Source organism: Paucibacter hankyongi (assembly GCF_037482915.1).
In the GTDB taxonomy this organism is placed as follows: domain Bacteria; phylum Pseudomonadota; class Gammaproteobacteria; order Burkholderiales; family Burkholderiaceae_C; genus Paucibacter_A; species Paucibacter_A hankyongi.
The window spans coordinates 157,476-179,984 of sequence record NZ_JBBHJX010000008.1 but is presented as its reverse complement, the minus strand read 5'-3'; the positions used below and the strand labels follow the sequence as shown (position 1 = coordinate 179,984).

Annotated in this window: 21 protein-coding genes; 3 read left to right on the top strand and 18 right to left on the bottom strand. The window is 58.2% G+C overall.

Annotated elements, in window-relative coordinates; all coding sequences use genetic code 11:
- Positions 1–104: 104 nt before the first annotated feature.
- The 16 genes from WG899_RS13860 to WG899_RS13785 form a co-directional block, all read right to left on the bottom strand.
- A complete protein-coding gene (locus WG899_RS13860; RefSeq protein WP_339596238.1) occupies positions 105–1,178 on the bottom strand; it encodes a glycosyltransferase family 4 protein in 1,074 nt (357 codons plus the stop codon).
- Positions 1,179–1,192: 14 nt separating this feature from the next.
- The gene (gene asnB, locus WG899_RS13855) at positions 1,193–3,139 is read right to left on the bottom strand and encodes an asparagine synthase (glutamine-hydrolyzing) (RefSeq protein ID WP_339596237.1); all 1,947 of its coding nucleotides are present in this window, start codon (positions 3,137–3,139) and stop codon (positions 1,193–1,195) included.
- Positions 3,140–3,155: 16 nt separating this feature from the next.
- Complete coding sequence (locus WG899_RS13850; RefSeq protein ID WP_339596236.1) at positions 3,156–4,271, bottom strand: glycosyltransferase family 4 protein; 1,116 nt, start codon at positions 4,269–4,271, stop codon at positions 3,156–3,158.
- 36 nt (positions 4,272–4,307) lie between these two features.
- Positions 4,308–4,757, bottom strand: a complete 450-nt coding sequence (locus WG899_RS13845; RefSeq protein WP_339596235.1) for a serine O-acetyltransferase — start codon at positions 4,755–4,757, stop codon at positions 4,308–4,310.
- Positions 4,758–4,950: 193 nt separating this feature from the next.
- A complete protein-coding gene (locus WG899_RS13840) occupies positions 4,951–6,189 on the bottom strand; it encodes a glycosyltransferase (RefSeq protein WP_339596234.1) in 1,239 nt (412 codons plus the stop codon).
- Entirely contained in the window at positions 6,186–7,382 is a 1,197-nt protein-coding gene (locus WG899_RS13835) for a glycosyltransferase family 4 protein (RefSeq protein WP_339596233.1), read from the bottom strand. Before WG899_RS13835 ends, WG899_RS13840 begins: the two co-directional genes overlap by 4 nt.
- 43 nt (positions 7,383–7,425) lie before the next feature.
- A complete protein-coding gene (locus WG899_RS13830; RefSeq protein WP_339596232.1) occupies positions 7,426–8,874 on the bottom strand; it encodes an oligosaccharide flippase family protein in 1,449 nt (482 codons plus the stop codon).
- Between the two features lie 128 nt (positions 8,875–9,002).
- Positions 9,003–10,529 carry a hypothetical protein gene (locus tag WG899_RS13825; RefSeq protein WP_339596231.1) on the bottom strand — a complete coding sequence of 509 codons (1,527 nt, stop codon included), beginning with the start codon at positions 10,527–10,529 and terminating at the stop codon, positions 9,003–9,005.
- 9 nt (positions 10,530–10,538) lie between these two features.
- On the bottom strand, positions 10,539–11,210 hold the full coding sequence (gene epsI, locus WG899_RS13820; RefSeq protein ID WP_339596230.1) for an exosortase-associated protein EpsI, B-type: 672 nt from the start codon (positions 11,208–11,210) through the stop codon (positions 10,539–10,541).
- Between the two features lie 3 nt (positions 11,211–11,213).
- Positions 11,214–12,119 (bottom strand): exosortase B, encoded by a 906-nt coding sequence (xrtB, locus tag WG899_RS13815; RefSeq protein WP_339596229.1) that lies wholly within the window; start codon positions 12,117–12,119, stop codon positions 11,214–11,216.
- 13 nt (positions 12,120–12,132) lie between these two features.
- Positions 12,133–13,032, bottom strand: coding sequence for a polysaccharide biosynthesis tyrosine autokinase (locus tag WG899_RS13810; protein WP_339596228.1), 900 nt, complete (start codon positions 13,030–13,032; stop codon positions 12,133–12,135).
- Positions 13,033–13,051: 19 nt separating this feature from the next.
- A complete protein-coding gene (gene epsF, locus WG899_RS13805) occupies positions 13,052–14,458 on the bottom strand; it encodes a chain length determinant protein EpsF (RefSeq protein ID WP_339596227.1) in 1,407 nt (468 codons plus the stop codon).
- Between the two features lie 15 nt (positions 14,459–14,473).
- Positions 14,474–15,319 carry a polysaccharide export protein EpsE gene (epsE, locus tag WG899_RS13800; protein WP_339596226.1) on the bottom strand — a complete coding sequence of 282 codons (846 nt, stop codon included), beginning with the start codon at positions 15,317–15,319 and terminating at the stop codon, positions 14,474–14,476.
- 50 nt (positions 15,320–15,369) lie between these two features.
- A complete protein-coding gene (locus WG899_RS13795; protein WP_339596225.1) occupies positions 15,370–16,404 on the bottom strand; it encodes an EpsD family peptidyl-prolyl cis-trans isomerase in 1,035 nt (344 codons plus the stop codon).
- Positions 16,405–16,766: 362 nt separating this feature from the next.
- Entirely contained in the window at positions 16,767–17,498 is a 732-nt protein-coding gene (gene ubiE / locus WG899_RS13790) for a bifunctional demethylmenaquinone methyltransferase/2-methoxy-6-polyprenyl-1,4-benzoquinol methylase UbiE (RefSeq protein ID WP_339596224.1), read from the bottom strand.
- A gap of 27 nt (positions 17,499–17,525) precedes the next feature.
- The gene (locus WG899_RS13785; RefSeq protein ID WP_339596223.1) at positions 17,526–17,939 is read right to left on the bottom strand and encodes a gamma-butyrobetaine hydroxylase family protein; all 414 of its coding nucleotides are present in this window, start codon (positions 17,937–17,939) and stop codon (positions 17,526–17,528) included.
- 226 nt (positions 17,940–18,165) lie between these two features.
- Between WG899_RS13785 and WG899_RS13780 the strand changes: the two genes are divergently transcribed.
- Positions 18,166–19,713, top strand: a complete 1,548-nt coding sequence (locus tag WG899_RS13780; RefSeq protein ID WP_339596222.1) for a methyl-accepting chemotaxis protein — start codon at positions 18,166–18,168, stop codon at positions 19,711–19,713.
- Positions 19,714–19,950: 237 nt separating this feature from the next.
- The gene (locus WG899_RS13775) at positions 19,951–20,634 is read left to right on the top strand and encodes a PEP-CTERM sorting domain-containing protein (RefSeq protein WP_339596221.1); all 684 of its coding nucleotides are present in this window, start codon (positions 19,951–19,953) and stop codon (positions 20,632–20,634) included.
- 63 nt (positions 20,635–20,697) lie between these two features.
- On the opposite strand, the gene WG899_RS13770 is transcribed toward WG899_RS13775, so the two are convergent.
- Both WG899_RS13770 and WG899_RS13765 read right to left on the bottom strand, forming a co-directional pair.
- Entirely contained in the window at positions 20,698–20,838 is a 141-nt protein-coding gene (locus WG899_RS13770) for a hypothetical protein (RefSeq protein ID WP_263537265.1), read from the bottom strand.
- A gap of 102 nt (positions 20,839–20,940) precedes the next feature.
- Positions 20,941–21,450, bottom strand: a complete 510-nt coding sequence (locus WG899_RS13765; protein WP_339596220.1) for a DUF1993 domain-containing protein — start codon at positions 21,448–21,450, stop codon at positions 20,941–20,943.
- Between the two features lie 129 nt (positions 21,451–21,579).
- Here WG899_RS13765 and ybiB point away from each other — a divergent pair, with 129 nt between their 5' ends.
- Complete coding sequence (ybiB, locus tag WG899_RS13760) at positions 21,580–22,500, top strand: DNA-binding protein YbiB (protein WP_339596219.1); 921 nt, start codon at positions 21,580–21,582, stop codon at positions 22,498–22,500.
- Positions 22,501–22,509 lie beyond the last annotated feature (9 nt).

Sequence of the window (22,509 nt, the reverse complement as noted above, 5' to 3'; positions counted from 1 at the left end):
AAGCTCGTGTGACATCAATTTGTGCACGTGCTGCGTCACTTCATCGTTTCACCGCCATGCCTTGCTCCCGCCTACAGCGCACTAAAAGCGCATAGCAAGCAGAACTATGCCGCATGCCTCAGGTCCTCATAGACAGCGGACAACTTGGCCACCACCACCGGTACATCCATCGCCGCAACATCCAAACGAGCGAGGGCAATCATGCGCTGCCGTGCGACCTCGTCGGTCAGGCTTCTCAACAAGACTTGAGCCAAGGCTTCAACCTGTCCGGGTTCTACCAAAAGGCCGTTGATCTCGTGCTTCACGATGTCCGGAATGCCGCCCACTCGACTGGCCACTACCAACTTACCAGCGGCCATGGCCTCCAGGATGCAAACAGGCAGCCCTTCAAAATATGAGGGCAGGACCAAAGTGTCACAGGCAGCAATTGCGCGCGCTTTGGCCGCACCGTCGACCCACCCCAGCAACTCAATCGCGGAGCTCAACCCCAATTCTTCAGCCTGCTTCGCCACCTCTTCAAGATGGCCATCACCTGCCACAAGCAATCGAGCCCTTGGCAAGGCCTCCCGCACCTGCACCATGGCTTTCAAGAGATCAAAGATGCCTTTCTTCTTTCGCACCCGACTCAGAAACAAAATCGTCGGCACCGCAGCACGCTGCATACCTACCGTCGCCGGCACTTCCACCGGATTGGCCAAGACCAACAGCTTGAGCTGAGGCAATAGCGTCCGCAACTGCCGCTCCCAGCCCTCGGTCAGCACGATGACCTGAGTCGCCCTTTCCAGAACGCGGCGGGCCCACCATTTACGAAGAGAACCGCATTCGTCTGCGTAGTAATTTGCAAACTCGCCGCTGTGAATGTGAAAAAGATAAGGCACCCGAAACAGCCCCGCGCAAAAAGCCAGCACCGACTTGCGCCACAAACTGCCTCTAGCGGCGCTGTGCAAATGCACCAGCGCCACCCGGCCTCTCAACAAAAGCCAAAGCAAACGCCGAAGCGTGCCGCCGAAGCAGCGCAATTGAGTCAAAAACTTATGCGCACGAAAGCTGGACAAATAGGCCACATTCGCACGTTCAAACAAGCCTGCAGACTTGTAAGACTGAACAACCGCCGACATGCCTCCTTTGGCATCGAGGCCGGGACCAATCATGACGACAAGTTTTTCATCAGCGCGCATTGATTCCTCTTTCGCTAACTCCGAAAACCGGCGGCCCAGCGTTTGTGCCAGTTTGCGAACATGACCACACACCAAAGCCGCTCAGCGAAACCCGGGCTGCCCTGCATATGCTTTTGCCAGACCGCTTCGACGGCCTCGCAATTCAGTACGTCTCGCAGTTCTTTCTGGGTATACCGAATCGCTTCATCCACCATGCCGCGCAATTCCTGCCGCATCCAAGGCCCAACCGGCACCGAGAAGCCTTGCTTGGGCAAATCGACCAATTCTTTCGGCACATACTTGAACAAAAGTTCTCTGAGCACGGCCTTGAGCTGCTCTGGCCCGGCCTTCAGATCGGGGTCAAGTTGCCAAGCCAACTCAACCACCCTGTGATCAAGCAAAGGACTGCGTGCTTCCAAGGAGGCGGCCATCGTGGCCCGGTCCATCTTGACCAATAAATCCCCGGGCAAGTAATGCAAAGTTTCCCAAAACTGCATGCGCTCCGAAGGCTCCAAGCCCAATTCGGCCGCCGCCTCGAAGGCCTGGTCGCTGCGTACAACAGGCAATAAGTTGGCAGCCAGCGGTGGCTTGTCCCAGTAGGTCAAGAACATGCGCTCGCGCTCCTGATGAGTCACGCTGCTCAGCGCCCGCGCCAACTTCTGAACCTTGGAGCCGATCAGACGGGGTCGGCGTTTGTGCGGGATTAACTGGGTCAACCCGTGCCAAAGGGGGTCAGGACTGTTCTTCAGTGCAAGACTCAACGCTCGCCGAACCGCGATCGGCAAAGCATACAAATGCCGCATCGCCCCCTGCTCACTACGGTAACGCACATAACCGCCAAAAGCCTCGTCACCGCCATCGCCGGTCAAGGCAACAGTCACGTGCTTACGCGCCAGCGCCGCCAACAAGGTGGTCGGGATCTGTGACGCATCGGCAAATGGTTCGTCGAAAACCTCGGGCATGCGCTCCACCACGTTCAGCGCATCACGTTGGGACACGTACAACTCGGTATGCTGGGTGCCCAGATGTTCAGCCACCCGGCGCGCCACGGGCGCCTCATCGTGCGAGCTTTCCTCAAAGCCGATCGAGAAGGTTCGCGTCGGCTGCTGCGCATGCTCCTGCATCAGTGAGACCACCAAGCCGGAGTCGATCCCGCCCGAGAGAAAGGCGCCCAAAGGCACATCGGCCAACATGCGTTCCTGGGTCGCCGTACGCAGCACGCTCAAAAGGCGTTCCTGCGCCTCGACGGGGTCGCTGATGCGGGCTTGCCCAGGCTGGTTGATGCAGCCCGCCAGAGTCCAGAAGGCTTCGCTGTGCGACTCGCCTTGCGCATTCAAGGTCAGCAACTCTCCGGGGCTGACCTTGATGACCTCTTTGAAGATGCAGAGGTTTTCCGCCACATAGCCGTAGCGGAAAAAGCCCTCAACCCCTTCCGGCGACAGTGTGGGCCTAAACCCTGGCAAGGCACTGAAGGCCTTCAACTCCGAAGCGAAAGCCAGGCCTTGAGGCGTGCGCAGCAAGTACAGCGGCTTCTTGCCCAAACGGTCGCGGCATAAATGCAAGGCCTGCTCTTGCCGATCCCACAAGGCAAAAGCAAACATGCCTGCAAAACGCTTCACCGCAGCCGCTACGCCCCATTGCATGAAAGCGCTCAGCATCACCTCGGTATCGCCAGTCGAGCGGAACTGATGGCCCAAGGCCAGCAACTCTTCACGCAGGCTGCGGAAGTTGTAGATCTCGCCGTTGAAGACGATCACATAACGGTGATTGCCTGAGGCCATGGGCTGATGACCCAAGGGCGACAGGTCAACAATCGCCAAACGCCGATGCGCCAGTGCCAACTGGGCCGACTCCTCCGACCAAACGCCCGCATCATCAGGGCCGCGATGCGCCAATTGCTGCGCCATGGCCAAGGCCAATGTCTGCAAGCCCTGCTTCTCTTGGCTTGGACCCCAGCGCCAAAAACCTGCGATTCCACACATAACAGTCCTCCCAGACTCACTGACCGGCTAGGCCGGCATCCCTCGGTCCCGCGCCGCTGTCTCGCAGTGTCAGGCCCAATTCCATATACAAGCCGCTCAACCGATCGACCACACGGTGCATGTCATGCACCTTCAGCACGCGCGCTCGCCCGGCTCGGCCAAGCGATTGGGCCAGTTCTGGGTTCTCCAAAACCTGCGACATGGCCAGCACCAAACTCGGCACATCGCCCGGCGCACAGAGCAAGCCGGCCTCACCATTCAAAGCCTCAGCCACGCCGCCCACATCACTGGCCACCACCGGCACACTCCAGGCCATCGCTTCCAGAATGCCGATCGGCACCCCCTCAAAATAGGACGGCAAGACAAACAAACTGGCCCGCGCCAACTCTTGGTTCTTCTGCTGCTCATCCAACCAGCCCGTCAAACGTACCCGTCCCTGCAAGCCCAAGGTTTGTATACGCGCTTGCACTGCCGCCAAGTCGCCATCACCGGCACAGACCAATTCCAACTGAGGCCAGCGCCTGAGCAACTGCGCCATAGCCTCCAGCAACTCGTAAATGCCCTTCTCTGGCCACAGCCGGCCCAGAAACAAAATTCGCCCAGACTCGGCGTGGGCGAGCTCGGCGGCCGGAATCATCACCGGGTTTTGAATCGGGTGGATCCGCGCGGCGGGCTCAATGCGCCGCAGCGCTTCGCCCCAGCCCTCACTCAAAACCACCACCCGATCGGCGGAACGCAAGACCCAGCGCACGGCCGCCTGCGACTTGGGCGACAGTTCTTGCTCATACCAAGCCGGGAAGGAACCATCGTGCAAATGGAACACCGTCGGCACGCCACGCCAACGCGCCAGGCACACAAACATGGCCTTGCGCCACAAGCTGCCGCGCGCCGCCGCATGCACATGCAAGCCCGCCACCCGATTCATCAACAACCAGGCGCTGAATCGCAGCAGGGCCTGAGCAGCCATCCAGAGTTTGTTCGCCGTCTTCTTGCGGTAAAAGCTGGGCAAATAGCGGATATCCCAGCGCTCAAACAAGCCAGCCGCCTGGTAGGACTGAACACAGGCCGTCATGCCCCCAGGGGCACGCATATCCGTGCCCATCATGACGATAAATCGCTTCGCTGCATTCATAGAGTTGGGTCGACCCGCCTGTCGTTCAAAGATCGCTCAAAAATCGAAATAGTCCGGAATATCTTCCGGCCGATTGATACGCACCACCCGAGCTGGCACCCCCACCGCCACCGCATAGTCCGGCACATCGCTCAGCACCACCGCGTTCGCACCAATCGAGGCATAACGACCAATTCGAACCGGCCCCATGATCTTGGCCCCGGAACCGATCATCACATGGTCTTCAATCACCGGCACCTGGGCATGGCCCGAGCGCCCACCGATAGTCACGCCGGTACCGATGGCCACGCGCTCACCAATCCGCGCCTGCTTGTGGATCACAACCCCCAGCCCCTGGTAGCCCAGCAACACACCGCGGCCCAAATCAGCCGAGGGCGGCAGCACCACGCCCCAGAGCACACGGTTCAAGCCTTTCAACAGCTGAGGCAGCAAGGGCACGCCTCGCAAGAAGAGCCAACGCGCCAGGCGATAGATCTGAATCGGCATGAGGTCAATCCTGAGCAAAAGGGGTTGAAGAAGTTGGGCGATGCCGTGCTGGCCGAAACACAGGCCGGGGTGAAGAAATGCTGACTGAGGTGCGCGCCAAGATGCCCGTGCGGGCGCGCGGCCTGGCAGGCCCTTGGGCCAAATCAGCAAAGCAAGCGGTCAAGAGCGTCGGCAAGCGCATTTGCCCTGAGCCTCAGGCCAGCAAGCGCCGGTAAGTCTGCGCCAAACGCTCGGCCAAAGCCGCATAGCTGCGCTGCGCGGCGATATAGCGTTGCCCTGCCAGGCCCTGCTGCCGCGCCTGCTCGGGCGAGTTCAGCAAGGCCAGGGCCGCTTCGGCCAGGGCTCGCGGCTCAAACGGCACGCACACACCGGCTTCGCTCTCCCGCATCACCAAGGCTTGGTCGGGCAGGTCATTCGCCACCACCGGCAGGCCCAGGGCAAAGTACTCGGCCAATTTGGTGGGGCTGGACACGTCGTACAGCGGCCCGCGTGGAATGGTGGACAAGCCCAGCTCACCCAGCCTCATGCAGGCCAATGCCTGGGCCGGGCTGACCCAGCCGGTGAACTGCACCCAAGGCTGCAGCGCTAGGTCCTCGGCGCTTTGCTGCAATTGCTGCAAATCAGCCGGGTCCAGGGCGCCGCCCACCATCAGGAGTAGGGAATCGGGCATCGCAGCCTTCACATGAACCATGGCCTCCAGCATCAAGCGCGGCTGGCGCACCCGGTCCAGCGCGCCGGCATAGACCAAGACGCGGCGACCTTGCACCCGCGCCAACACCTCCGGCGGCGCCGGCTCCTGAGCCTGCGCTTCCTCCAGATCCACGCCCATGGGCACCGCGCTCATGCGCTCAGTCGGCAGGCCACGGGCGGCGAAGGCCGCCAGCATGGCTTCGCTCTGCACAAACACATGGTCGGCGCGCCGCAGCACCCAGCGATACAGCAAAGCATCGCTGAGCCGAGCACGCAGCTGATGCACAAAGAAATGCAGCGGGCGGCAAGTCCATTGCAGATGATCGGCAGCTTCCTTACGAGATTCCGGCTTTGGGTATGACGCCCAATAGAAAAATGGCAAACCGGCACGGCGGGCCGCGCTCAGTCCGAGTGCACCCGCAAAGATGCGATCTCGCACCTGCACCGCAGCATAGTCACCGCTGCGCGCCGCGGTGAACAGACGCAGGTCATGCCGCAACAGTTGCAAAGGTCGCAGCCAAGACTTGGCGCTGCTGGGCGCTAACAAGAGCGCACCCGCAGCCCAAGGCGTAGACGCTTGGCCATACTCGGCCTGGGTGAACAGATCGCTGGCAATGCCCATGCGCGGCAGGTACTTGCCAAACAAGACCCGAACATCGGCCCGAAAGCTCGGGTGGGTTTCCTTTGTGACGAACAGGAGGCGTGCCAGGGGCTGTTGATCTGAAATTAGCTTAGGCGTCATGACTGCGTCCTCGCCGGCAAGAGATGCGCGGCAACGGCACCAAGAAAGACCGGCTTGATTACATCCCAGCGGAACCTCTGCGCAGAGTCGATCGCATGGCGGCTCCACCCAGGAATGTCGGCGCGCTGCGCTTGCAAACGCACCAGAACGTCGGCAAAGCCCTCGGCGCTGTAGTCGAAAACCAGACCGTTGTGTCCGGAGCGGACGTAGTCGGTATGGGTACGGATGTCACTGACCAGAACCGGCAAACCAGCCACCAGATACTCGAAAAGCTTGGTGGGCGGATTGAATCGCCACCAAAAGCGATCTTCCCAAAGGCAGACGCCTACGTCTGCTTGGGCGAGAAATTCGGGAATTTTTTCGCCGGGCACGCGGCCATGCAAGTGCACATGGTCTTGAATGCCCAGCGCAAGCACTCGCTCTCGACAATAGTCGAGCGCCTGGGCGGAGCACCCGACAATGCTGAGTTGGAAGGCATGACCTCGCGCCACAGCAAGGGCTAGACCCTCCAGCATCACATCACGGCCTCGGTCCTTGGCCACTGAACCGGTATAGACCACACGCAGCGGCGCCGACGACAGAGTTTCCTCACCCATAGGCCGGGCAAAGTCACCAGCCACACCCATGTAAACCAATTGCACCCGCTCAGGCGAAACCCCGTGGGCAAGCAGGTCGTCTCGGTGGGCTTCGCCGATCGGCATGAGCAGTTGGGCCCGCCTCGCCGACCAGTAGCTGGCCCACACCAGTGCGCGGCTCACGATAGCCTTGAGGCTGCTGCCTGACCGGTGACCAAAGAAATGGGTGGGATGCTCATTCCAGTACAACAAACAAGGCAAGCGCTTGGGCAGCAGTGCAGCCGCCAAGGCCAACTGCGAGCCCAGTAGCAGCAATTGATCCGGCTGTTGCTGGCGCGCCAGCCGGGCCAGTTCCCAGCAATAGCTCAGGAGCGGGCGTTTGTCCGTGCTGGGGCGGTGCAGAACCTCAAAGTCCAAGCCCATGTTCTGAAACTCAGACTTGAAGTGCTCAGCACGAAGTACCAAGGTCACAGCATATTGCTCAGCCAAGGCCTGGATTCGGTACTTGAAATCAAGAAAACCAGGCTGCTCATCGTAAAACCAGGTGGCAACCATGATGCGCCGACGCTGCAGCTGGGGCTCAGCTGGCCGGCGCTTGATCTCTGAGACTGATTGCAAGGACGTGGACATCTTGACAGGGTCGAGCGGCGTTGGAATGGGGCTAGTGTTTCAATGTCGCCAGGAGCGCAGGCAATCGCTGCTTGAACAGCGAATAGCACACGCCCAGGCCCAAAAGTCCTGCGGCCGCAGCCTTGAGCAGAGCGACAGCTATCGTCCAAGCCTTGTCGCCCTGCAGTTGCCAATCTCCGAGCAGGAAAAAGGAGCTAGCCACAATGAACAGCAACACCAAGTTTGGTAGCAGAGCGTTCCCATAGGCCCGCAAAGAAAAACCCAGGTGATGCCGGGCGCGAAGCCACCAGACCAAGCCCATGAAGATCGTCTTCAAGACCTGCGCACTCACAACCGCCAACAAGCCATAGGGCGCTGCCAACAGAATCGAAGTCACCGTCAGCAAGAAATCAAGCAGGCACAGGCCCAGGACCCATTTGTTGTCCTGCATCACAAAGCTGATGAACGGCGCAAGGATGATCTGGGTCGCAGCGGCAAACAGACCGCCCAACATCATCACTTTCATGATGCCGATGCTTTGCGTCCACTTGCTCCCAAACACGACCACGATCAACTCATCGGACAACAAGTAGGCATACAGGTAGACCAGCGAAGTCAGCAGGGCAGCCACCATCACGGCACGCACAAAAAAGTCCCGGAACGCCTCTCCTTGCCCGCGGAGTCGGCCAAACTTTGGATTGAGCACACCATTGATGGCGCCGGACATGCTGCCTTGAAGAACCAGGAACAGTTTCTGCGCCACGGAGTACACCCCCAACGAATGCATGCCGAGCAGGTTGCCCACCAGCAAAACGTCGGCGCGCTGCGATGCAATATCTAACAAACGACTGCCCATCAAACCCCAACTACCGGCGAGTACTTTACGGACTTCCGTCATGCCCCAAGTCCAACTGGGACGCCATCCACTCCCGACAAACAAGCAAATAAGGGTGACGATGACCTCAACCCACTGCTTGGCGATCAGACTCCATATGCCAGCACCAAACCAAGCCATCGGTAAAGCAACCAAAGCGCCAGCCGACATAGAAAAGAAGCCATAGACCGCTAGCTGACGGAATCCGCTGCTCTCGCGCCGCAACAAAGCCTCCGGAACTCGAGCGGCCGCCATCAGTGGCATAGAGAGCGCACTGATCCACATAACCGCCGCCTGAACATCATTGGGCACAGAAATACCCGGCGCCAACCAAAAAGCCAAGCACAGAGCCAGAGTCAGCACCAAACTGGCACCAACTTGCAAACACCAAATAGCCGAAGAAAACTCAGCGCCGGCATCTTGCTGATAAATCAGATACTCGGCGAGCGCAAAATCAGCCAAGATCAAGAAAATACCGAGCAAACCCAGTACATAGTTAACGGTGCCGAGTGCGGAGGGATCCAACAGTCGCGCCAGCAATGCAAAAATCAGCAAACTGCCAATCCGGGTGCCCCAGTTTCCACACAATTGCCACAAAAAGCTGGAAAGCAAACTACCCTTAGCCATGATTATTTAACTGATTCATGACATGCCAATGGCAAGCTGTCTGTTAAAAAAAGAAAAGGCAGCACCATGCTGCCTTTCAAACTTCTCCGCCAAGCCTGCCTCGCCCAATCATCTGAGCGGAACAGCTGCTATCTGAACGTCAGCCTTTGCTGCTTAGCTTGGGCAAACCGTGCTGCATAAGCACAGACCCCCAAGGTTAGCGCAAACACCGCGCCATGGGATCCAAAGGAAACAAGGCTATTGTTGTAGAACATCGAGAGGATACAAATCATCAGTGAAATTTTGGCGTACACGAATAATTCACTCATCTCGCCTCCGGCATCGGCGGCAATCCCACGATTCAAGCCCCCCCAAGCCGCCACCAGCAGAAACACAAACATCAAAATTCCAACGATGCCAAAATCCCAAAGAATCGTAGAGACAGTCGTTAGATTGATATTCATGAATGGAAACTGGAAAAACAAGTGTCCGGGTGCAAACGAATTTTCAGCAAAGTACGATGAACCCATACCATGACCGAAAAACATCTCAAGCGGCGCATGTGCGCCATTTTTCTCCCACCAAAACTGGAGAACTGTCGATCGATTCAGGCCAAAGTTGCCACCGTCATAGGCCTTCGAACCAAAATTATAGGCTAGCGTGTCTTCGAGAGCCTTGCCAAAGTCTGCGCCATTGACCTCATTGAGCACGATGTAGCGAACCGCCAAAGCGACGGTCATCAGCCCAAAAAACCCGAGCATTGCCAATGACCTCGATTCGGTTAAATAGCCTCTGGCTGCAACCAAAAGGGCGAAAGGCAGCACCACCACGACCACCTTGGTTTCCCCAAGCGCCAAGGGTCCGGCAAATACCACCATGGCTGTCAAAAACATGCCGAAACCAATTTGCTTGCGAATCCACATGCGAGCGAAAATTGCCACCATCATGACAAGGTAAAGCGCCAAAACGCCGCTGGCTCCGCCCTGCGCCCCACCTTCAAACAGGCCTACGATGGCGTCATACTTGCCCGGTCCTGCACTGCCCGACTTCGGCATCACGATGAAAAACTGGTACAGACTGAGTGGGAAATGCAAAACTCCAATCAACAACCCCAGCTTTGCAATTTGGCGGCAATCTTTCAAAGCAAATGGCAAAACTGCCATCGCAAAGAAAATACCAAAGGTTTGGTAATAGCGCTTAAAACCCGCCAACAACTCTCCGACTCGTCCCGAGATCAAGACGGAACTTAGAGTTGAGTAAATCAGCAAAGCTAATACCAGCCACGCCAACCCAGTCACAGGCAGGTCTTCCGATTTTCGAAAGCCTGACAAGTGCACCACTGCGAGCGCCAGCATGAGCAAACTAACGGCCGAGAATGCCCACGTGACCTTACCCAGCGATGGCGCGAACTGCTGAATAGGTCCGTTCAAAATCAAAAAACCAAGGACGACGATCCAAAAACAAATTCTCCAGTGACTCAGCAGCAGCAACCCAAAAAGCGGCCCCGCAATGGCTGCGATAAGCACTGGGTTGTTAGTGGTAACCACCATGCCAGAAAGCACCGCCATTCCGACCATGGCTAAGGAAATCAAGACCACAATTGCTGGAATGTCCCACCTGCGAACCCAGGCCTTACCTTCAGCAGGAATGGCAGCAAGATGCACTGTATTGAACATGGTCAAGGCTCAAACACCAAATACGCGGCGACGATCGGGCAATTTTATGGCGTCAAACATCTGACGGACAAAAACGTCATGCACCGGGTAATCCAACTCTGGCCTGGTATTAATGGATGAGACACGCACCAACATGCCGTCGGCTATTTCTCCTTTGACGCCAAACTCCAGTTGCGCCAATTTATTTTGCAAACTGCTGAGGGCCACTTTCTCACCGACAATCATCCAATACGAAATTGGCTCAACACGACTGTTCATTCTTGCAATCAATCGCCTGACCGGCAGATCGCGGGCGGTCACTTTGATGGAATCAACCTGGTTAGCCAATATCGTAAAGCCTTGTCCGGGATAGCAGTTCTCCGGCCTATGAATCTTAGTGCCGTCCGACTGATCTCCACCATAGGCCACGCTCAACATGATTCGCTGACCCGAACGATTCACATAGGTCCTCGACAACACTTGGTTGTAAACCGCATTCAGTGCGGCTTGCACATCGGGAGAGGGCAAGATGACAGGTGTACTCGGATCGATCTGCCAGTCTCCAAAACTATTGGGAAAGAGCGTTTCAAGATCCATTTTTGGCAATAAATCCGAAACGTGCACCCGGGGTTCCATTTTGTACGCCGCAAACGAACCGGAAGCCATCAAGGCCAAGGCAGATAAAGACAATCGACGCTGCATTTGTCAGGCCACCTTTTTGATTCGTTCGTACAAGTGGATACTGAGCGCGATCAATTTATCGACCACGAACATCAGGGTCAGCGCCACGATAAAAAGCACCATTCCGGCAAAATCATGAACAAAGCCCTGCCCGGCTTCATCGCCAAAATGATAGGTTACCAAAATCAAAATAATTACTCGGGTGATATTGGCAATAATGGAGATCGGCACCAGTACAACAGCCAAAGTGATATTCCGCAAAGCTGAGGTGTAGTTCATGATATTCATGTACACCAAACCCAAGGCCTCCAAGGTGAACATCGAATTCAAGCCAGCACAGGCGTCAGCCACCAGCAATTGATACTGGCCCACGGTAATCATGACCCCAGATCGCCCAACTGGGTAGCCCGCCCAAGCCAAGGCATTGCTCGCCACATAGGAAACCAGGGTTTTCAATGGCGTTGTGATGGTCGAGACCAACACATCGGGCAATGGCACCATAAACAGCAAGAAGAACAAGGGAAACCAAATCACGCGAAGCGCCGGAACTCCCTTATAAAGAAAGGCCGCACTGCCCAAAACCACAATCTGCGCGCTGACCTCGAACATCAAGATCGCCTGCGAGCGACCAAAGGCATACAGCAATACGCCAAAAATCAAAGCCAACAGACCAATTGCGACATTGGGGCCTGACTCTAATGCCTGCAATTTGCTTTTTGCCCTGAACAAAAACCACCACGACAAGGCCAAAATAATCGGGCCATGCCCTTGTTCAGTCAGATGCCATTGCGTAAGCGCCAAGTCATAGTACGTTGGCAAGAAAAGCAACAAAAAACCGGCAACAAAGAAGATCCAACCCAGTAAGTCTTCCCTGACAATTTTTGTATCTGATGCATTGCCATGATCAGTCATGGCGGTGGGCTGTACCATAAATCAGATTCAATCAATATTCGTTCAGCACCACGCCCGCAAGTTTGGCGGGGCCTGTACTCAGGGTAGCGACCAAATCCTGGAGCGATCCAATTTTGGAGGCGTTCTTTCGTGCCAGCACCAATGCAGCACCACAACGCGCAGCGATCACTGCGGCATCAGACCCATGTATCGCTGCAGGCGTATCTACAATGACGTGATCAAATTTGGTGACCAATTCGCGCATCAACAAGCCAAATGCTGGCCGCTCCACCAATTCGACGGGATTGGGCGGGCGATTACCGCAAGGCAGAACAAAGAGAGAAGGTACGGATTCAACTTGCTGAATCACCTTAGCTTCAGCTCTGCCAGACAAAACACTCGACAGGCCTACGTTATTGCCTATCTTGAAAACCTCATGCTGACGCGGGTTTCGCATATCAGCGTCAACCAACAGACAACGCCCTCCCAGTTGAGCCAATACGACAGCCAAATTAGCAGCAAAAAATGTTTTACCGTCTGACTGATCGGCACTGACGATGGCCAAGGCATGTCGCGCGTCGCCCTCGCCACACAGACGCATCACAATTTGGCTGCGCAGCGCTCGGAAGGTTTCAGCCTGCTTTGAAAACGGTTGATTTAATGCAACCAGTTCAGGGTTGAACTCTCGCTTCTCTACTGATGCATAGGGATAGTGAAACTGTTGGGAGAGCGCGAATAGAACATCATCAACATTCGCAAAGCCCAGCGCAATTGCAGCCTCGCCAAAACGGCTGCCGCTTCGTCGCTGCTCCGCGAGAATTGCTTCTACCTGCTCGGCAGACAGATTCCGTGTGTCCCGGATAATGTCACCAATAGAACGATCGCGTGCGTTGGATTCGGTGCCAATTGTTTCAGCTGTAGCGCTAGTCAGAATTGCTTGTGTAGATTCCATATCTCTTCTTGCTTAGCCTTTATTGCCCAACGACGCGCTGCTGAATTAGCACAGATTGCACTTGCCCTTTGATGGTCTTGGCAGAAGGTTTCGGCAAAGTGCCAAGTACAGGCAATCCCAATGCCACGATCAAGTCCTGCTGAACGCGAACTCGGCGGTCCACCATTTCAATCACCAATGCCGCACCTATCGCCAACATGAAGCCCAAAACCGCAGAGAGCATCACATTCAGCATGACGCGAGGTGATGAATGCACCAAGGGGGGTTCGGCAAGGGTCAAGACAGAGACATTGCTTTGAGTGGACTGGCTTTCGAGATTGGTTTGGCTAAGACGGGCCAAGACTTGTTCATAGGTCCGCTGCGCGCCTTCTGCATCTCGAGAAAGTACAGAACCTTGATCACGGACCGCCTTCAGTTGCAGAACCTTGGCTCGCTGAGTTTCCAGTGCAGTTCGAATCTCCGCTTCGCGTTGGCGATTGATGGAGTTGGAAACCACGACCCCGCCCGTCACCTTCGCAATTTCAGAATTCATCTTGAGGCGCAACTCGGCAATATTGGCCTTCGCCTCCAACACCGAAGGGTGGTTATCCCCATACTTGGAGTTCATTTCTTGAAGACGCGCTTCCATCCGCCCGACATCACCCTTCAAGGAACTGATCAAGGGGTTGTTTAAAACCTCCTGCATGCGTTCTGCATCAGCTCCACGCGCCTGTGTCTGGCGGCTTCCGGATTCAGCAGATATCGCCTGCACAACCACCAATTGCGAGGACAACTCGTTCAGACGAGAATTCTCAATATCAAGCCGCTCGTCGTTGGCGATGATGCCGCTTTCCTTTTGAAAGTCTGAAAGACGGGCCTGGGCCTTTTCCAGTGCATCACGGGCATCCTTCACCCGTTGATCAAAAAAGGACGAGTACTGCTTCGCCGGATCGACTCGCATTTCAATCGCCACATCCAAGAATGCCTGGACATACGCGTTTGCTACGCCGGCGGCAAATTTGGGATCGGGGGCACGATAAGAGATCGTGATCACATTCGATTCACGAGACGGCTTGACATCCATGCTCTTTTGAAACGTGCTCGCAAGCCAGCCTTCAACGGTGCCCTTGCCGCCTGTTTCTTGTTGCCACTGCTCCCGAATCTGCGGGTTCTGCGCCAATTTAAGATTGCGAACAACCCTCTGAGCGACTCGATCGCTTTGAATAATGTCAATCTGAGTTGCCATCACTGCTGGACTGACCATTCCTTGATACATCACGGCAGACACCGGATCAGGCTTTGCATCAATCACAACAGAGGCGGAAGCGGAATACTGCTTGGCCATAGAAAGACTGATGGCCAAGGCTGTAAGCACGGTCAACAGAAAGACCACGGTCACGATTTTCCATCGTGCCGCGATCACCGCGAAAAACTGGCTGATATTCATAAATGATGGTCCGACTCAGAACAAGCTCTCTTTGACATACACCACGTCGCCGTCTTTCAAACTCTCGTCCATCGGGAGTTGAATGATTTCGACCTTGCCTTCGGCGTTTTTGCGGTGCACGCGGATGCCTTTTTCGGTACCGCGTTGAGTGATGCCGCCGCCGGTAGCCAGGGTCTGCATCAGCGTCATGCCGCGCTCCAGGCGCATTGGGCCGGGGCGCTGCACTTCACCGTAGATGTAGACCATGGGGCCACGGTCGACCCAGACGACGTCGCCGTTCTGGATGAACACATCGTTGTCACTACCGCCGGGGGCGAAGATGCCAGGCAGGTCGATTTCAACGCGGTAGGGCTTGCCATTGCGCTTGCCGGTCAGGACCAAGACCTCGGCACCGCCGGGGGCGACACCGCCGGCATTCGAGATCAGGTCCGTCAAGCGCATGTCTGCGGTTTCGATCGGATAGCGACCAGGGCGATTGACCTGCCCCAGCACATTGGCCTGGTTGCCCTTGACCTGCAAGACGACGATGGTGACCTGCGGGTTCTTGACGAAGTTGCCGGTCTTCAGGCCGTTGGCAATGAATTGCTCGGCCTGGGTGACGCTCAAACCACCAATGCGGATATTGCCCAGCAAGGGGTAGGACACCACGCCCACTTCGGAGACGCGGGTCTCCAGGGTCAGGTCTGGGTTTTGATAGACCGAGATGCGAACCACATCGCCAGAACCGAGTCGATACTCGGCCGTGGGCGCGCTGGCTGCGGCTGCCGCGGCGGCAGGTGCCTGCGCGACAGCGGGCGTCAGCGCCTGCGCCGACAGCAGGCCGCAAGCCATTGCCACCATGGCCAGAACGGGTCGGCTCACCATTCCTTGGCTTCGATTCGTCGTCATCTTCAGTCCGATCATTTTGCTCATTACTTCAGGCCCATGCCCTTGGAGATGGCGCTGGCATCCAAGCCGCTGGCGGCGGGTGCCACAGCAGCAGGCGCTTCTTGCGTTGCGACAGCAGGGACCGCGGGGGTCGCTGCAGCGGCCGGAGCGGAGGCAGCAGCCCCCGGCGCGCCTTCAGCAAACTTGCCGACGTATTCGATCTTGGCGGCGGCGCGCAGCGCCTTGATGTCTTTTTGCACCTGCTCAGACTTGCGCTGATTGTTCAGGAAGGCTTCAATGGCCGGGCGGGCACGCGCCTCGTCCACCGGCTGGCTGCGCGAGCCGACCAGGAACAGCACGGTCAGGCCGTTAGGCGTTTGGGTGACGGCCGAGTCGCCATCCTTCATGCGAGCGATGGCATCGAGGCCGGCCAGCGGCAGCTGTTCAGCGGCGCGCACGGCTTGGTTGCCTTGGAAGCGGATTTCACTGGACTTCAAGAAATCAGCAAACTCAGCCATGTTCTTGGAGGACTGCAGCTTGTCGCGAATGGCGGCAAATTGCTCCGGCTTGGCTTCAATGGCCAGCTCTTGCAGGCTGAAGATGCGGCGATCTTTGAACAGAGCCGGCTTCTCGTTGTAGTACTTGCTGACTTCTTCTGCGGTGGGCTTGGCCACCGACTCACCGATGCGCTCCACATAGGCGCGGGCGATGATTTCACGCTTGGCAGCTTCGATCTGCTGGACCACCTTGGGGTCGCGGTCGATCTTCAGCTCCTGGCCCTTTTGCACAGCCAACTCTTGTTCGATCAAACGCTCCAGCACTTGCTTGCTGGCAGCCTCGGCCTGCTCGGGCTTCAAGCCCTGCTGACGCTGCAGCACGAAGTTGATCTGGTGAACGGTGATTTCTTCCTTGTTGACCTTGGCCGCGGTTTGCGAGGCCTTTTCGGTCTTGGAGCCGCCTCCGCAACCGGCCAACAACACCGTCACGGCGGCAGCCGCGATGGCCGCGACGCGCAAGCTGGTGAATGCGCTAGAGCCGTTGGTGGACAGGAATTCTTGCTGATTCTTCACAACATTCATGGCGTGTCTTTCCTTCTTCTTCGAGAGGCGCCAACCTTGGCGCCTCAGAACATTTGCTGCGATGCAGCAGGCATCCTCACCCTTTCAGGACGAGCGAGTGTAACTTTCGAAAATGACAATTCTCCCCTTCAATACAGCCCTTGCCTGCACTGGTTTGCTGCGGTTTACCCGCGGTTTTTGCATCAAACTAAAACGTTTGTCACAAAGCTGGAGTGTGAATTCCACGGCACCCCGGCTTTAGGCAATTGGCCCCCTCCAAAGACCACCCCAATAACGCAAAAGCCCGGCACGGGCCGGGCTTTTGTGACAGCTTGAGCACCCCTTGAATCAGGGGACCTCAACGATGGAGTGCGGGGGAACTCTCAACACTTGATGCCGGCATGCAAGGCCACGACCCCTCCACTGAGGTTGTGGACGTCAACATGGCCAAAGCCTGCTGTTTTCATCATCGCCTTCAATTCTTGCTGGCCCGGGTGCATACGAATCGATTCGGCCAGATAGCGGTAACTTTCCGCATCACCGGCAATCATCTGCCCCAGCTTGGGCAAGACCTTGAAGGAATACCAGTCGTAAGGCTTTTGCAGCGGCGCGGCCACCTTGGAGAACTCCAGCACCAGCAAACGCCCGCCCGGCTTCAACACGCGGCACATTTCAGACAGAGCCTGATCCTTGTGGGTCATATTGCGCAGACCGAAGGCCACGCTGACCAGGTCGAAACTGCCGCTCTTGAATGGCAGTTTTTCGGCGTCGCACAGATTGGTCGGCAGGATCAAACCTTCATCGAGCAAGCGATTCCGGCCTTGGCGCAGCATGGCCTCATTGATGTCGGTGTGCACCACCATGCCGCTCTCGCCCACCTTCTTGGCAAAGGCACGTGACAAATCACCCGTGCCACCCGCGATGTCGAGCACCCGCTCACCCGGCTTCAGATTGGCCACCGCCACGGTGTAAGCCTTCCAGGCCCGGTGCATGCCCATGGACATCAGGTCGTTCATGATGTCGTACTTGGAAGCGACGGAATCAAACACGCCGCGCACGCGGCTGGCCTTTTCGCGTTCGTCAACAGTTTGGTAGCCGAAGTGGGTGCTGCTCATGGTCGTCTCACAAATCTTGGGTTGGGCTCAGTGGCTGGCGCAGGCGCTGCCGCCCTTGCTGGGCATGGGGTCGTCACGGCCGACACCAGCCGCCACCAATCGGGCCTCGTAGTCACGCCACAACTCTGCCTCATTGGCACCGAGGTGGTACAGATAGCTCCAGTCGAACAGGCCACTGTCATGGCCATCCGAAAACACCGGGCGCACCGCGTAATGACCAACCGGCTCCAGGCCCGTCATCTCAACCAGGCGCTTGCCGGTCTGCAGCGTTTCCTGGCCCGGGCCATGGCCCTTGACCTCGGCCGAAGGGCTGTAGACCCGCATCAGCTCAAACGGAATGCGAAAACGCGCGCCATCGGAAAACGCCACCTCCAGCATGCGTGACTGTTGGTGCACGGTGATCTCGGTGGGGCTGGGGGTCGTTGCGGAAAGTCCGGCCATGGTGTGGGGAGCTTGCTGTTTGTCTGGGCGCAGGGCCGTCAGTGTAGCCGGGCCGTTTCGCGCCATGGCGGGGGCACACCGACTGGTTGAATGACTCACCCCCGCCCCAAGCGCCCAACAAACCCCAGATTGACCCCGTTTTTTGACACAGCAAAATTCGCCGCAATGCCTACCATGCTGAGTTCGAAGTTAATTTGTAGCGCCCAAGGCGGACAGGACACTCATCATGATTGCTGCAATTCAAAGCTGGCGCCTACGCGCCCGCGTCTTGGCCGGCTTTGCGCTGGTGATGAGCTTGATGCTGGTGGCCTCCCTGGTCGGCGTCATGCGGGTTCAACAACTCAACGCACGCATCGAACACCTGGTGTCGGTTGAAATGCAGGCCTTGGACCTGTCCCGTATCTGGGCTGGCCTGACCGAATCCAATATTCAGCGCCGCATTGTCACGCTGGCGGTGGACGACGCCAACTTCGTCAAGGCCTTTACCCGCAAGTCCAAAGAAACCTCGGCGCGCGTCGACAAGGTGCAAGAAGAACTCGACAAACTGAGCAAAACGCCTGAGACCGACCGCTTGAGCGACAAGATAGGCCTGACCCGAAAGCAATACCAGACCCTGCGCGACGAACTGGCCAAACTCAAGAGCGACGGCCAAGACATCAAACCCAGAGTGGTGGCCGAGCTGATTCCGGCGATGGAAACCTATCTGGACGCCATCAACGCCTACGCCGAACACACCCGTGATCGCCTGCAGGAGGCCCGCAAGGACGCCAGCGAACAAGCCGTCTTCGCCAGCAATCTGGTGCTGGGCCTGTCTACTTTGGCGGCCGCCCTGGGCGTGATGATTGCGCTGGCGATCACCCGCTCGGTGACCGGCCCGGTGCAACAGGCCCAAGAACTTTCACAGAGCATTGCCAACAGCGACCTGACCCTGCGCGTTCAAAGCCAGGGCAGCGACGAGTTGGCCGAACTGACCCAGTCACTGCAGCGCATGCAGCAGCAGTTGGCCGGCACCATCACCGGCGTGCGCAGCGCGGCCGAACAGGTGCGCATCGCATCGACCGAGATTGCCTCCGGCAATATGGACCTGTCCAACCGCACCGAGCAAGCCGCCAGCAGCCTGGAGCAAACCGGCGCCGCCATGCAGCAACTGGGCGACGGCGTGCGCAGCAATGCCGAGGCCGCTCGCCAAGCCGACAGCATGGCGCAGACGGCGGCCGAGGTGGCCGACCGCGGAGGCGCCATGGTCAGCCGCGTGGTCGAGACGATGAACGAGATCCAGCAGTCCTCGAACAAGATCTCCGACATCATCGGCGTGATCGATGGCATCGCTTTCCAGACCAATATCCTGGCCCTGAACGCAGCGGTCGAAGCGGCCCGCGCCGGCGAACAGGGGCGCGGCTTCGCGGTGGTGGCCAGCGAAGTGCGCAGCCTGGCCCAGCGCAGCGCCCAGGCCGCGCGCGAAATCAAGACCTTGATCTCGGCCTCGGTTGAGCGCGTGGAAAGTGGCGTGCGCCTGGTGCAAGACACCGGTGGCACGATCGGCGAGGTCGTGCAAAGCGTGCAACGCGTGACCCGCATCGTCGGCGAGATCTCCACCTCGACCTCGGCCCAGGCGCTGACCCTGAGCGAGATCAGTCAGGCGGTAAATCAACTCGACAAGATGACGCAGCAAAACGCCTCACTGGTGGAAGAGTCTGCCGCAGCGGCGGAAAGCCTGCGCGATCAGGCAACTCAATTGGTCGATTCGGTCTCTGCATTCCGACTACCCAACTGAGCGGACTCCAACAATCTCGAATGCACTTGCAGTGCTGCACTGCAGCGCCGCGACAACACCGGCGCATTCAAAAGTTAGCTTGCGCTCGAACTTGAGCGCCATGTCTGTGAACAGCGTCACGCCAACCCCTTTGAGCCCTTCGCTCAGGGGGAGGCGGGATGGGGGTCGGCCCCCTACAGTCCGACTCATCAGCCCACAGCTCACACAGGACGAGGCCACCCGCCTCGAATCGAAGACATGAACAAGCGCCATTTCTCGTTGATCGCAGCCGCCGTTCTCGCACTCTCCGGCGCAGCACAAGCTGCCGGCACCTTGACCATCAAGCAAAACGGCTTCAGCGGCGGTAGCGTCGACGTGAACATCGAGCAGCTGGGCGTCAATATGGACGGCGTCGGCGCCGGCCTGCTGAACTTCGACATCAAGAACGGCGCGAGCTTTGGCGCCTATTGCGTGGAGCTAGGGCAATACACCTCCAGCAGCTACACCGACTACACGGTCGGCAGCTTCAGCACGCCGCAAGCGAGCCAATTGCAAAACCTGTTTTCGGCCAACTATGCGGGCGTAGACACCACCACCGAACGCGCCGCCTTCCAGCTGGCCGTGTGGGAGTTGACGCATGAAAAGCTGAGCGGCCCCGCCAGCGTGACCGAGTTGAGCGGCGACCTGCAAAGCTTCAACCTGAACAACAGCACCAGCAACTATGACAGCCTGAAGAATTTGGCCAACAGCTACCTCAGCGCCGGCGCCGCCTACTCGGGCAACACGCTGTACCAGATCGAAAAGCTCAGCAGCACGACGAACCAAGATCTGCTGCGCTTCAACGCCGTCACCGCCGTGCCGGAACCCAGCAGCTACGCGCTGCTGCTGGCAGGCTTGGCTGCCGTTGGCTTCATGAGCAAGCGCCGCGGCCGCTCGATCTAAGACCGCCGATCACCAAAAGAAAACGGGCCCGATGAAACGGGCCCGTTTTTTTATGCCAAAAGCTTATTTGGCCTTCTTGCTGCGATCAGGCACCACGGTCACCCGAGTCGGCATCACCGGCTCACCGGACATGGGTTTCGGAGGCGAACTGTCCTTCTTGGGCTTCTTGGCTTCCTTATTGCTTTTCTGCTGTCCTTTGGCCATGAGCTTCTCCTGTTCTGTGTGCTGGCTCAGCACCTGTTGTTGAAATAGAAACGAATCTGCCGGCGCAAGTTTGACATGATCCGCGCCCGCTCAAGGCGAGGATCAATACACGCCCATATAGTCCTTCTTGCCCAGCTCCACCCCGTTGTGCCGCAAGATGGCATAGGCGGTGGAGACATGGAAGAAGAACTGCGGCAGGCCGTAATGCAGCAGATAGTCTTGGCCGGTGAAGTGGCGTTCCTTGGGCGTGCCGGGCCGGGTGACGATGTCGCGCGTGGCGGCGGCTTCGAATTGACCCAATTCCAGGCCCTCGATGAAGCTCAGTGTCTTTTTGATGCGGGCCTGCAGATCGGCAAAGCTCTGCTCATGGTCCTCAGCGCTGGGCACTTCCACGCCCGCCAGACGCGCGCACACGCCCTTGGCAAAGTCGCAAGCCACTTGCACCTGCTTGGTCAGCGCAAACATATCGGGGAACAAGCGCGCCTGCAGCAAGGCGGCGGCATCGATATTGCGGGCGACCGCGTGTGACTCGGCCTTAGCCAGCACCTCGGCCAGACCACCCAGCATTTGTTTGAAGACCGGCACAGAGCCCTGATACATGACGTTGCTCATTATTGAATTCCCACAAGGACTAAGAAGTGGGCCATTCTGGCAGGCCGAGGCGACAGGTGTGTGGACTTCGCTGTCGCGCACCCTGTGACGCTCTCAGTGAGCACCCTTTACGGCCCTAAACTGCGCCCCATGCAATTCGCCCCACTGATCAAAGAAATCGGCCGCGGCACCAAGGGTGCGCGCGATATGGACATGGCCACGGCCGAAGCGCTGTTTGGCGCCATCCTGGACCGCCAGGTGCCCGATATGGAGCTGGGCGCCATCCTGCTTTCGCTGCGCATCAAGGGCGAAAGCGAGGCTGAGCTGGCCGGCTTTGAGCGTGCCATGCAGGCCCGAACTGCCCATCTGGACGTGCCGGCAGGTCCACGCTGCGTGCTGCTGCCCACCTTCAACGGCGCCCGCAAACAGGCCAATCTGCTGCCGCTGGTGGCCCTGCTCCTGGCCCGCGAAGGCGTGCCGGTGCTGATTCACGGCCGGCATGATTTCGACAGCCGCGAGAGCCCTTTTGCGCTGCTGGAGGCCCTCGACCTGCCGCTGGCCGACTCGGTGCAAGAAGCCTCGCAGCAATTGGCGAGCCGCCGGCTCGCTTGTCTGCCCTTGGCGCGCTTGAACCCGGGGCTCGACGCGCTGATGGCCCTGCGCCCGCGCCTGGGCGTGCGCAATAGCGGCCACAGTGTGGCCAAGCTGCTGGACGCAGCGCCGGGCCGCAGTGTGCGGGTGGTGGCGGTCACGCACCCCGAATACCTGATCAGCATGGGCGAGGCCCTGGGGGGCTTGACCGCCAAGGACGGTCGCGCCCTGCTGATGCGCGCCAGCGAAGGCGAGGCCTATGCCCATCTGCGCCGCAAGGCCCAGTTGTATGGCTACATCAATGGCGAGCGCCGCGATCTCCATGCAGCCGATACCGAAGACATCGACTGGCCGCTGTCCGATGCCTGCGAGGCGGGCGCCAACGCAGCGCTGATTCAAGCAATGCTGGCCGGTCAGGAGCCGATTCCGCCCCGCATCATCGAGCAGGTGCAGGTGCTGGCGCAGCTGGCGCGCAGCTGAACCGGCGCC